Here is a 12,368-nt window from a genome sequence, read left to right as displayed (position 1 = left end):
CCAACATTCGCGCTGGCAAAACGGGAGGAGTCCATATACGGACTTCAGTCCGACATCACGGGTTGAGCAGGCAGGGGTTGTCGGACTGAAGTCCGACCTACAGGGGCAGGCTGTCGCCGGGCTTGGGCAGCATCACGTCCTTCCAGCCCAGCCGGTCGCGGATGGCCTGGGCGAAGGTGGCCGAGGCGCCGGCCTCGCCGTGGATCACGCAGGTGTGGCGCGGCGGGGTATGAACGCCGCCGATCCAGTCCAGCAGCCCGGCCTGATCGGCGTGGGCCGACAGCCCGCCCACCGTGTAGATGCGCGCCCGCACCGGCACCGGCTCGCCAAAGATATGCACCAGCCGGGCGCCATCCACCAGCCTCCGACCGAGCGTGCCGGCCGCCTGGAAGCCGGCGATCAGCACGCTGCATTCGCTGCGCGGCAGGTTCTCCCGCAGGTGGTATTTGATCCTCCCAGCCTCGCACATGCCACTGGCCGAGATGATGATCGCCCCGCTGCGCACGTCGTTGAGCGCCCGGGAGGCTTCAACGTCGGCCACGAACTCCAGCTTCAGCTTGTTCGGGTGGGCCTTCAGCCACTCAAGCAGATCCCGCGTCTCGCTGTCGAGGAGCGCCGGGTGAGCCAGGGTGATGCGTGTCGCCTCGTTAGCCATGGGCGAATCCACGAACACCTTGAGCGGCTCCAGCCTTCCCTGCCGCACCAGGTCGGCCAGGATGTAGATGATCTCCTGGGTGCGCCCCACCGCGAAGGACGGGATCACCAGGTTGCCGTGGCAGGCCCGGGTGCGGCCGATGGCGGCGATGATCTCCTCCTCGGTCTCGGGCAGGGGGCGGTGCAGGCGGTCGCCGTAGGTGGATTCGATGAGCAGCAGGTCGGCCGACGGGATGATCGTCTCCGGGTCGTTCAGCACCGGCCGGTCGCGCATCCCGATGTCACCGGAGAACACCAGCCGGCGCGGCCGCCCCTCGCCCGCGGCGGTTACCTCCAGCCACGCCGAACCCAGGATGTGCCCCGCATCATGAAAGCGCACCGCGATGCCCGGCGCCGGCTCGATGGTCCTGCCGTAGGGCGCCGGCTGCAGCAGGCCGAGGGTGGTCTGGGCCTGGGCCACGGTGTAGAGCGGCGCTGCCACGCCCCGCTCGCTCCCGCCCCGGCGGTGCTGGTGGCGCAGCTGCCACTCGGATTCCTTCTCCTGGATGTGGGCGCTGTCGGGCAGGAGCACCGCCAGCAGGTCGATGGTGGCGGGCGTGGCGTAGATCGGGCCGCGGAAGCCCAGCACCGCCAGCCGCGGCAGCAAGCCGGAGTGGTCGATGTGGGCGTGGGTCAGCAGCACGAAGTCGATGTCCCGCACGTCAAAGCCGAAATCCAGCGCCCGGAGGTTCTTGGCCCGGGCCTCGCGCCCGCCCTGGAACATCCCGCAATCGACCAGGAAGCGCACATCGCCGGCTTCCACCAGGGTGCACGAACCGGTCACTTCGCCGGCCGCGCCAAAGAAACGGACTCGCATTTTCGCAGCACCTCCTTGACGAATCGAGCATAAACCCGGCCAAGACGGATTGCAATGGCGCGCACTTCGCCGACCTCGCCCCATGCCGCGGACCCGCTGCCGTGGCGGACTAGATATGGGCCTCGACAACCCCCGACAGCCCTACCCGCAGTGCCCCGGCTTGACACGCCGGATACCACCCCCCTACCATCCGCCTCGTCATTGGTTCCCCGCAAGGGGATGAAAAGGGAAGCTGGTGCGAGGCCGTCGCCTCAAATCCAGCACTGCCCCCGCAACTGTAATCGGCGAGTTTCGTGCCCCCCACTGCCACTGGATGCGCTCCGGGAAGGCTGGCACGAGGCGACGACCCGAGAGTCAGGAGACCTGCCATGGCCCATTCCTTCAGTGCTTTTGGGGCGGGGTGTCCCTGAAACGAGGTGTCTTCCTGTCGCCACCGTGCGCCAGCGCCGATTGCAGGGCTTCCGCCCGCGCGTTGGCGCCGGGCGCGGTTCCAGGTCCTCGATTCTCCGCCCCCCAATTCGGAGAATCGCCTTGCTCGCCACCGTTCAGACACCATCCGCATCCGCCAGCGCGTCGGCCATCGCCGCCCTGCAGGTGATCCGCCGCAACGGCGCCGTCGTCGCCTTCAACGCAGACAAGATCGCCATCGCCATGAGCAAGGCCTTCTTGGCCGTGGAGGGCAGCGCCAGCGGCGGCTCGGCCCGGGTCCGGGAGATCGTCGCGCGGCTCACCGACACCGTGCTGCGCGCCCTCACCCGCCGCCTGCCCGATGGCGGCACGGTGTCCATCGAAGACATCCAGGATCAGGTGGAGCTGGCCCTGATGCGCTCCGGCGAACACGACGTGGCCCGGGCCTACGTGCTCTACCGCGAACGCCGCGCCGCCGAACGGGCTGCCGGCATGGCATCCGCGGGCACGCCGACCCTCCACGTGCTGGCCGACGGACGTCGCATTCCCCTCGACACCGACGCCCTGCTCCGCCACTGCGAGGCCGCCTGCGCCGGCCTGGGCAACGAGGTGTCGGCCCACGCCGTGCTCGATCTGGCCCTCCGTAACCTCTACGACGGCGTCCCGCTGGCCGACGTGGACCAGGCGCTGATCCTCGCCGCGCGCAGCCTGATTGAGCGGGAGCCAGCCTACAACCGGGTCACCGCGCAACTGCTCCTCGCCAGCCTCGCCCGGGAAGTCCTCGGCCAGCCGGTGAGCCTGGCCGACCTGCCCGGCCACTACGCCGAGGCCCTGCCGGCCTTCATCCGCACCGGCATCAATGCCGAACTCCTCGACCCGCGCCTCGCCGAATTCGACCTGGGCCGCCTTGGCGCCGCCCTGGTGCCCGAGCGCGACCGGCAGTTTGGCTACCTGGGCCTGCAGACCCTCTACGATCGCTACTTCCTTCACATCGACGGGCGGCGCATCGAGCTGCCGCAGCTCTTCTTCATGCGCGTGGCGATGGGGCTCGCGGTGGGCGAGATTGACCGGGAGGCCCGCGCCATCGAGTTCTACAACCTGATCTCGTCCTTCGATTTCATGTGCTCGACGCCGACCCTGTTCAACAGCGGCACCCGCCACTCGCAGCTGTCGTCCTGCTACCTCACCACGGTATCGGATGACCTGGAAGGCATCTACCAGGCGGTCAAGGAGAACGCCCTGCTGCAGAAGTACGCCGGCGGCCTGGGCAACGACTGGACCCCGGTGCGCGCCCTGGGCAGCCGCATCAAAGGCACCAACGGCCAGAGCCAGGGGGTGATTCCCTTCCTCAAGGTGGTGAATGACACCGCAGTGGCGGTCAATCAGGGCGGCAAGCGCAAGGGCGCGGTGTGCGCCTATCTCGAAACCTGGCACCTGGACATCGAGGAGTTCCTCGACCTGCGCAAGAACACTGGCGACGAGCGCCGCCGCACCCACGACATGAACACCGCCAACTGGATTCCCGACCTGTTCATGAAGCGGGTGATGGACAACGCCGACTGGACGCTGTTCTCGCCGTCGGACGTGCCGGACCTTCACACCCGCTTCGGCGCCGATTTCGAGGCCGCCTACTGCGCCCACGAGGCCCGGGCCGACGCCGGCGAGATCCGGCTCTTCAAGCGCATCCCGGCCGTGCAGCTGTGGCGGCGGATGCTCACCATGCTCTTCGAGACCGGCCACCCGTGGATCACCTTCAAGGACGCCTGCAACCTGCGCTCGCCGCAGCAGCACGTGGGCGTGGTGCGCAGCTCCAACCTGTGCACCGAGATCACCCTCAACACCTCGGACGACGAGACCGCCGTGTGCAACCTGGGCTCGATCAACCTGCTCGCCCACCTGAAGGACGGCGCCCTCGACCAGGACAAGCTCGCCCGCAGCGTGCAGACCGCCATGCGCATGCTCGACAACGTGGTGGACATCAACTTCTACGCCACCCCAAAGGCACGCCGGGCCAACCTGCGCCATCGCCCGGTGGGCCTCGGCATCATGGGTTTTGCCGACTGCCTGTACGCCCTCGGCCTGCCTTACGCCAGCGAAGCCGCGGTGACGTTTGCCGACCAGTCGATGGAGGCCGTGTGCTATCAGGCCTACCGCGCCTCCACCGAACTCGCCCGGGAGCGCGGCCGCTACGGGAGCTTCGAGGGCAGCCTGTGGAGCCGGGGCATCCTGCCGCCCGATTCCCTCGACCTGCTCGCCGCCGGCCGCGGCGGCCAACTGGAGGTGAACCGCGACAGCCACCTCGACTGGCCCGCCCTGCGCGCCCGCATCGCCCGCCACGGCATGCGCAACGCCAACTGCGTGGCCATCGCCCCCACCGCCACCATTTCCAACATCGTCGGCGTGTCGGCCAGCATCGAGCCGGCCTACCAGAACCTCTACGTCAAATCCAACCTGTCAGGCGAATTCACGGTGGTGAACGAAGCCCTGGTGCGCGACCTCAAGGCCCTCGACCTGTGGGACGAGGTGATGGTGGCCGACCTCAAGTACTTCGACGGCGCCCTCGCCCGCATCGACCGGGTGCCCGACGAGATCAAGGCCCGCTACGCCACCGCCTTCGAGATCGAGCCCGAATGGCTGATCGAAGCTGCCGCCCGCCGTCAGAAGTGGATCGACCAGGCCCAGTCCCTCAACCTCTATCTCGCCACGCCCTCCGGCCGCAAGCTCGACGAGATCTACAAGCTCGCCTGGCTGCGCGGCCTCAAGACCACCTATTACCTGCGCACCCTGGGCGCCAGCCAGCTCGAAAAATCCGGTGGCCGCGACGACACCCCGCCCGCCGACGAAGCCCCCCGCTTCTGCGCCATCGACAACCCGGAATGCGAGGCCTGCCAATGAGCACCGCCCGCTTCAACGACTGGGACATTCCCGCGCCGGCCCCGGTGCCCGCCATGGCCACCGACGCCCGGGCTGCCATCAACGCCGCCGACAAGCGCATCGTCGGCGGCCGGGCCGACATCAACCAGCTCGCCCCGTTCAAATACCCCTGGGCGTGGGAGTTCTTCCTCAAGGCCAACCGCAACCACTGGACGCCGCTCGAAATCTCCATGGCCCAGGACGTGCACGACTATCACCACAAGCTCACCGACGCCGAGCGCCACGTCTTCGAAAACGTGCTGGCCTACCTCACCACCTCCGACATCCTCGCCATGCGCAACATCGGGCTGGCGGTGATGGAGAAGATGAGGGCGCCCGAACTGCAGATCTACCAGGCCCGCCAGGTGTACGAGGAAGCCCTGCACACCTGGACCTACCAGCACTGCATCGAGACCATCGGCCTCGACCAGCAGGAGATCTACAACCGCTACCGGGTGGTGCCGGCCATTCACGGCAAGATCGCCCTCGCCAGCCGCCGCCTGGAACGGGTGATGCGCCCGGATTTCGACCTGCGTGACCGGGCCAACCTCCACGAGTTCGCCCTGTCCTACTTCTTCTTTGCGGCGATCTTCGAAGGCTGCTGGTTCTACAACGGCTTCACGCCCATCTTCGCCCTGCAGCGCCGGGGCCTGATGAAGGGCGCCGCCGAGCAGCTCCAGTACATCATGCGTGACGAGGTGCTCCACTGCGCCTTCGGCATCCGCGTGGTGCGCGAGCTGCTGAAGGAGGAAGGGCTCAGCCTCGACCCCGCCGTCCTGCGCACCCTGTGGGATGAAGCCGAGGCCGCCGAGGCCGACTACGCCGCCTACATCCTGGGTTCGCCCATCCTGGGCTACAACGCCGGGCTGCACATGGATCAGTTCCGCTTCATGGCCAACCGCCGCGCCCGTCAGGTGGGGCTGGCCGAACCCTTCCCCGGCGCCACCAACGTGCTGCCCTGGCTCGACGAGCAGGCCAACCTGCGCAAGGAGAAGAACTTCTTCGAAACCCGCGTCACCGAGTACCAGACGGGCGGCGCGCTAGCCTGGGATTGACCCGGCCAGCGCCTGCCCGGCGCCGCGCAGCCGGCGCCAAGCCCGATCCCGGGCGGCTGCACCCCCTGCGACAGGTGCCTGGTTCCGCCCTTCCGGCGAAACCGGGTGAAACGGGAACGGGGTACGCGGCGGCCAGTCCGCCGCCAAGCCCCGGCTGCCCCCGCAACGGTAGGCAAGTGCGGACCCTTCACGGCTGGCTTCTCCCGAAGCCGCCCGCCACTGGATACGTCCGGGAAGGCGAAGGGTCAAGACTTGCGAGCCCGGAGACCGGCCTGCCGCGCCACGCCATCTGCCCCACCGGGCAGGTGGATCTGCCATCGACCGTCCGCGGGGTAGCGGACAGTCCGACCAGGAGCCTCACCATGTCCCACACCCACACCCCGGCCACCGCGGCCCAGCCCCTTCCCACCACCGCCGACGACCTGCGCGATCCCCTCGACCGCCTGCTGCCAGCCCCCGCGCCGGGCGAGCTGTTCTCCCTCGTCGACGTGGTCTTTCCCGGCCAGTCGAACCACCATGGCACCCTCTTCGGCGGCGCCGCGCTGGCGATGATGGACAAGTTCGCCTTCGTCCTTGCCAGCCGCCGGCTACGCCGCACCGTCGTCACCGCCGCCCTCAGCCAGACCCACTTCCGCTCACCAGTGCCCGCCGGCCATCTGGCCGAGGTGAGCGGGCGGATCGTCCGCACCGGGCGCCGCTCGGTGGACGTGGAAGCCCGCCTGTGCGCCGAGGACATGCTCACCGGCGAACGCACCCTCTGCCTCACCGGGCATTTTGTGATGGTGGCAGTGGGCGACGAGACGGAATCCACCGAATCCATCCCCCTCCTGGACGCCGTACCCGCCGACGTGGTGCGGGTGGTGGAGATCGTCTTTCCCGGGCAGGTCAATCACCGGGGCATCCTCCACGGTGGGCAGGCCCTCGACTGGCTGGGCAAGGCTGCGCTGGTCGCCGCCACCCGCCGGGCCCGCAAGCCGGTGGTGATGGCTTCCAGCGAGACCCTCGACTTCGTCGCCCCGGCCCGGGTGGGCGACATCGTCGAGACCCGCGCCCGGGTCAGCTCGGTGGGACGCACCTCACTCTGCGTGGAGGTGACCATGACCGCCGAGACACCCCGGCAGGCCGGGTCGCGGCTGTGCACGCGGGCATCGTTCGTCTTCGTGGCCATCGACGAAGCGGGCCGCCCCACGCCGGTCGGCGCAGCCCATCAGTCCGGGAGCGCGGGATGAACCCCCAGTCCACCTCCCTGCGTCTGGGGGGCGACGCCCGCCTGCGGGTGCTCGCCCACCTCCTCGCCCTCAACCCGGCCGAAAGGGTCAGCCGCTTCAACGCGCCCCAGTCTGACACCAGCATCCGGGCCTATGTGGCGCGCGTCGATTTTGCCCGCGACCTCGTGCTGGCAATCGGCCCGGCGGAGCATCCACCCCTCGCCCTGGCGCATCTGGGCGTCGCCGGAAACAGCGGCGAGCTGGGCTTCAGCGTGCTCGCACCCTGGCGCGGGGCGGGTCTGGCCACCCGGCTGTTTGAAGCGGTAGTCGCCTGGGCGGAGGGCAACGGCCTGGAGCGGGTGCTGTGCATCGAAGGCCACCCGGCCGCCCGGCGGATCGTGGCCAGGCTCGGCCTGCGCAAGTTGCAGCGTTTCGAGCCACCACGGCTGACGGTGCTGGTCTCGCCTGCCGCACCCAGCCCGACCACGCCACGTACCCGGGCCAGCCCGAACCCTATCCCCTGCTGATCCACCCGGGCGCACAGCCGCGTGCTGCGCGCCCGAAACAGACGCAGTCACCGCCGAATCCACTTACACTCCCCGGCCCTCACGCCCCAAGCCCTGATGAAACACCGCCTTCTCCGCCTGCTTCACCTCGCCCACCGCTGGCTCGGCATCGTCACTGGGGTGCTGATCCTCGGCTGGTTCGTGTCGGGCATCGTGATGCTCTACGTGCCCTTCCCCAAGCTGACGACCGAGGAGCGGCTGGCACACCTCGAACCACTGCAGCCGGACGCCATCCGCATCAGCCCGGCCGTCGCCGCCCAGGCTTGCGTGGAGAAACCCCGCAGCGCCCGGCTGGCAATGGCCGACGGGCGTCCGGTGTTCCATTTCAGCGCCGGCAAAGAGGCCTGCAGCGTGTGGGCCGACGACGGCACGCTGGTAGCCGTCACGCCCGACACCGCCACGGCCGCCGCGCGGCACTTCCTGCCCGGCGCGCCAACCACCGGCGTCGAAAGCGTCGAGCGCGACCAATGGACTGTCTACACCACCTACAACCCTCACCGCCCGCTGCTGCGCGTGTCCCTGGACGACGCGGCAGGCACCGATCTCTACGTCTCGTCCCGCAGTGGCGAGGTGCTGCTGGACACCACCCGCTTCGAGCGGGGCTGGAGCTGGATCGGCACCGTCGCCCACTGGATCTACTTCACCCCCTTGCGCGGCGACGACACCACCCTGTGGCGCCAGCTGGTGCTGTGGCTGCCGGCCGCGGCGATGCTCACGGTGGCCGCCGGGCTGATCCTGGGCATCCAGCGCCTGCGCCTGCGACGGCGCTATCCGCGGGGCGCGGTCACGCCCTACCGGGGCTGGAAACGCTGGCATCACCTGCTCGGCGTTTCCGTGGGCGGGCTGGCCGCCACCTGGCTGGTGTCGGGCTGGCTGTCGAATCATCCCTTCGGCCTGCTGGCCTTCAGCAGCCTGCCGAAGGGCGCCGCCCAGAAGCTGGCCGGCGTGGCGTTCAGCCCGTCGGACGACCTCGCCCTGCTCCACCGCCAGCTCACCCAGGTGCCCGACGCCCGGGAGGCCGAGTGGTATCGCTTTGGCGGCCGGAGCTATCTGGAAGCACGCACCCCGGGCGCCATCCAACGCATCGACGACCAGGCCCGCCCGGCCACGCCCTTCACGCCGGAAACCCTCGCCACCGCCATCGCGGCCATCGAGGGCCATCCGGTCGCCAGCGCCGAGCTCATCCACGCGCCCGACCTGTACCACTACGGCCGACGCAATCAGGCGGTCTTCCCGGCCGCACGCATCCGCCTCGCCGACGCCGAGGACACCACCTGGTATCTCGACCCCGCCACCGGCCGTGTTCTGTCCCGCATCGATGACGCCAACCGCCTGCACCGCTGGATCTTCAACGGCCTGCACCGGCTCGACATTCCGCCCCTGCACGCCCTGCCGACGCTCCGCGAAGGGCTCGCCACGGGCCTGTGCCTCCTGGGCGCACTCCTCGCCGGGAGCGGCTGCGTGCTCGCGTGGAGACGGCTGCGCCACCGCAAGGCATCCGCCCGCTGAAAACGACAATGCCCGGACCCTCCCCCGGGATTGACGTGTAGCCGCCGATGGACGGGGCACTGATCCTGATCCGCCCCAACCGTAGCCCCACCCGCCCCGAGACGCTCGACGAGATCGCCGGCGGAGCACTCATCCCCCCAGCCACCCAAACGCCATCCGGGTGCGGGTCGAATCCACCCTGACGGGCGCCGGGCGGCGACTGAAGATCGCGCTCGAGATCGATGGCGTGGAGGCCAATCTCGTTCGGGTGGCCGAAGACATGGCCAGCGAAGTGCTGTCCCATGAGGCCATCACCACCAAGGCCGGCGAGTGGCTCGCCAACCCCGTCACGCCACAGCCGGCAGCCCACCCCCGGGGCCGTAGCGCAGCCCGCGCGCTCACCGGCACGCCTCACCTTGCCAGCCCTTCCACACGCGCGAGGCACACCATACGGCCGGGCATCCCATCCGTTCCGCATCCCCCGCCCCCGAAAAACCCTCCCGCGCGGAGGGCCTCCGGGGCCGTCATCTGCCCCCGCCCACGCAGGATTTCGGCATCCACGGGGCCGCATTTTCCCGACAAATCAAAGGCCTGAGCCACCTTGCCGAAGTTTTTTCCTTGATTTTCCAGCCTAAAAACACTACTACATGTAGTAGAAAAAAAAGTTTTGAAGCACTATTGATTTTTTTAAGTATTTGTTTTTAAAGGTCAAAAATTTTTGCTCATTTCTTTCTCCGGGGGTAAGCTATGCGCCGACTTACATCATTACCGATCAGCCATCCAAGAGCCATGACCGCCACGACCAAAACCGCCAAAGTCCAGCCCGCCACCGCCGCCAACCTCGAACCGCAGGAGATCTCCGGCGAGGTCCTGCTGGAGAAATACGCCAAGGGCAACGAGCAGACCATCTCCGACGTGCGCCTGCGCGTCGCCCGTGCCCTGGCGGCGATGGAATCCGAAGAAAAGCGCCTGTTCTGGGAGACCAAGTTCCTGGAAGCCCAGGAGCGCGGCTTCGTGCCCGCCGGCCGCATCAACTCCGCCGCCGGCACCAACCTGGCCGCCACGCTGATCAACTGCTTCGTGCAGCCGGTGGGTGATTCGATCACCGAATCCGTCGACGGCCGCTGCGGCATCTACACCGCGCTGGCCCAGTCCGCCGAGACCATGCGTCGCGGCGGCGGCGTCGGCTACGACTTCTCCTCCATCCGTCCGAAGGGCGCGATGGTGCGCGGCACCCAGTCCAACGCCTCCGGCCCGGTCTCGTACATGCGCGTCTTCGACCGCTCCTGCGAGACCGTCGAATCCGCCGGCTCCCGCCGCGGCGCCCAGATGGGCGTGCTGCGCTGCGACCACCCGGACATCGAGGAATTCATCCACGCCAAGGATCACGGCGACCTCACCAACTTCAACATCTCCATCGCCGTGACCGACCTGTTCATGCAGGCCGTCGAATCCGATGGCGATGTGGAACTCGCCCACAAGGCCGAGCCCTCCAACGAGATCAAGGCCGCTGGCGGCTACCAGCGCGACGACGGGCTGTGGGTGTACCGCAAGGTGCGCGCCCGTGACCTGTGGGATCAGGTCATGCGCTCCACCTACGACCACGCCGAGCCGGGCATCCTGTTCCTTGATCGGATGAACAAGGACAACAACCTCTACTACTGCGAGACCATCGAGGCCACCAACCCCTGCGCCGAGCAGCCCCTGCCGTCCTACGGCTGCTGCTGCCTGGGCTCGATCAACCTCACGCTGTACGTGAAGGACGCCTTCTCCGAGAAGGCCAGCTTTGACTTCACCGGCTTTGGCAAGACCATCGAGACCTCCATCCGGATGCTCGACAACGTGCTCGAAGCCACCCACTGGCCGCTTGAGCAGCAGCACGCCGAAGCCCAGTCCAAGCGCCGCGTCGGCCTCGGCTTCACCGGCCTCGGCAACGCGCTAGCCATGCTGCGCCTGCGCTACGACACCGACGAAGCCCGCGCGATGGCCACCCAGATCTCCGAGTTCATGCGCGACCAGGCCTACCTGGCCTCCGTCGAGCTCGCCAAGGAGCGTGGCGCCTTCCCGCTGTTCAACGCCGACATGTACCTCTCCGGCGGCAACTTCGCGTCGCGCCTGCCCACCGAAGTGAAGGACAAGATCCGCAAGCACGGCCTGCGCAACTCGCACCTGCTGTCCATCGCCCCCACCGGCACCATCAGCCTGGCCTTCGCCGACAACGCCTCCAACGGCATCGAGCCGCCGTTCTCCTACACCTACACCCGCAAGAAGCGGATGGCCGACGGCACCTTCAAGGAGCACGCCGTCGAGGACTACGCCTGGCGCCTGTACCGTCACCTGGGCGGTGACGTGAACAAGCTGCCCCCGTACTTCGTGACCGCGCTCGAGATCTCCGCCAAGGCCCACAAGGACATGGTCGCGGCCGTCGCCCCGTTCATCGACACCTCCATCTCCAAGACGGTGAATGTGCCCGAGGACTACCCCTACGCCGAGTTCGAGAACCTCTACCTCGACGCCTGGAAGTCCGGCCTCAAGGGCCTCGCCACCTACCGTCCCAACAGCGTGCTGGGCTCCGTGCTGTCGGTCACCCCGAGCAGCGAGCAGAAGCAGCCGCAGGATGTCGAGATGTCCGACGACACCAACCGTCGTCTGTCCATCAAGAACCTGCCGGCCCCGGTGCTGTCTTCCCTGCGCTGGCCGGGCCGCCCGGATCTGCCGGATGGCAACGCCGCCTGGACTTACATGCTCAACACCCCGCAGGGCAACTTCGCCCTCTTCGTGGGTCACATGGACCCGGTCGAAGACAGCCCCGCCAAGGGCGCCTTCCCCTTCGAAGTGTGGGTGAATGGTGCCGACCAGCCCCGTGGCCTCGGCGCCGTCGCCAAGACCCTGTCGATGGACATGCGCGCCAACGACCGCGGCTGGCTCAAGCTCAAGCTCGAGGCCCTCGCCAAGACCGTCGGCGAAAAGCCCTTCGAGCTGCGCTTCCCGCCCCACGGCGAACAGAAGCTGATGCCGGGCGTCGTCTCCGCCTTCGCCCAGGTCGTGCGCTACCGCTGCGAGAAGCTCAACGCCCTCGAAGGCGATCTGCCGACCCCGGTGCTCGACAGCGTGTTCAGCCTGCAGGAGCCCAAGACCGGCACCGACGGCACCCTGTCCTGGACTGTCGACATCCAGAACCCGGCCACCGGCGAAGACTTCGTGCTCGGCCTCAAGGAAA

7 protein-coding genes and 2 riboswitches are annotated in these 12,368 nt (G+C 68.2%); of the genes, 6 read left to right on the top strand and 1 reads right to left on the bottom strand.

The genetic code is table 11. The features are described from left to right. Positions 1 to 97 precede the first annotated feature (97 nt). Positions 98 to 1,510, bottom strand: coding sequence for an MBL fold metallo-hydrolase (locus tag Q0672_RS07485; protein WP_298621266.1), 1,413 nt, complete (start codon positions 1,508 to 1,510; stop codon positions 98 to 100). Positions 1,511 to 1,695: 185 nt separating this feature from the next. Beyond that, a riboswitch (cobalamin riboswitch) is annotated at positions 1,696 to 1,896 on the top strand. A 145-nt stretch (positions 1,897 to 2,041) separates the two neighbouring features. On the opposite strand from Q0672_RS07485, the gene Q0672_RS07480 reads away from it, so the two are divergent. From Q0672_RS07480 to Q0672_RS07455, 6 genes are all read left to right on the top strand, one after another. Then, entirely contained in the window at positions 2,042 to 4,813 is a 2,772-nt protein-coding gene (locus tag Q0672_RS07480) for a ribonucleoside-diphosphate reductase subunit alpha (protein WP_298621264.1), read from the top strand. After that, entirely contained in the window at positions 4,810 to 5,886 is a 1,077-nt protein-coding gene (locus Q0672_RS07475; RefSeq protein ID WP_298621262.1) for a ribonucleotide-diphosphate reductase subunit beta, read from the top strand. The genes Q0672_RS07480 and Q0672_RS07475 overlap by 4 nt, the downstream gene beginning before the upstream one ends. 62 nt (positions 5,887 to 5,948) lie before the next feature. Then, positions 5,949 to 6,177, top strand: a riboswitch (cobalamin riboswitch). A gap of 71 nt (positions 6,178 to 6,248) precedes the next feature. Continuing rightward, on the top strand, positions 6,249 to 7,115 hold the full coding sequence (locus Q0672_RS07470; protein ID WP_298621260.1) for a hotdog domain-containing protein: 867 nt from the start codon (positions 6,249 to 6,251) through the stop codon (positions 7,113 to 7,115). Further along, entirely contained in the window at positions 7,112 to 7,621 is a 510-nt protein-coding gene (locus Q0672_RS07465; RefSeq protein WP_298621257.1) for a GNAT family N-acetyltransferase, read from the top strand. Before Q0672_RS07470 ends, Q0672_RS07465 begins: the two co-directional genes overlap by 4 nt. Before the next feature lie 96 nt (positions 7,622 to 7,717). After that, positions 7,718 to 9,169 (top strand): PepSY domain-containing protein, encoded by a 1,452-nt coding sequence (locus Q0672_RS07460; protein ID WP_298621254.1) that lies wholly within the window; start codon positions 7,718 to 7,720, stop codon positions 9,167 to 9,169. A gap of 768 nt (positions 9,170 to 9,937) precedes the next feature. Next, positions 9,938 to 12,368: adenosylcobalamin-dependent ribonucleoside-diphosphate reductase (locus Q0672_RS07455; RefSeq protein WP_298621252.1), on the top strand; the 2,431-nt coding region annotated here is incomplete at its 3' end.

The sequence above is a fragment of the uncultured Zoogloea sp. genome (assembly GCF_937894855.1).
Taxonomy (GTDB): Bacteria; Pseudomonadota; Gammaproteobacteria; order Burkholderiales; family Rhodocyclaceae; genus Zoogloea; species Zoogloea oryzae.
Note: the sequence above shows the minus strand (reverse complement) of the source record. Positions and strands in the feature narration are given on the sequence as shown.

Excerpts from the sequence above, each read along its gene's own strand:
- Q0672_RS07485 (WP_298621266.1), bottom strand. The coding sequence starts at position 1,510 with ATGCGAGTCCGTTTCTTTGGCGCGGCCGGCGAAGTGACCGGTTCGTGC.
- Q0672_RS07475 (WP_298621262.1), top strand. The coding sequence starts at position 4,810 with ATGAGCACCGCCCGCTTCAACGACTGGGACATTCCCGCGCCGGCCCCG.
- Q0672_RS07470 (WP_298621260.1), top strand. The coding sequence starts at position 6,249 with ATGTCCCACACCCACACCCCGGCCACCGCGGCCCAGCCCCTTCCCACC.
- Q0672_RS07465 (WP_298621257.1), top strand. The coding sequence starts at position 7,112 with ATGAACCCCCAGTCCACCTCCCTGCGTCTGGGGGGCGACGCCCGCCTG.
- Q0672_RS07460 (WP_298621254.1), top strand. The coding sequence starts at position 7,718 with ATGAAACACCGCCTTCTCCGCCTGCTTCACCTCGCCCACCGCTGGCTC.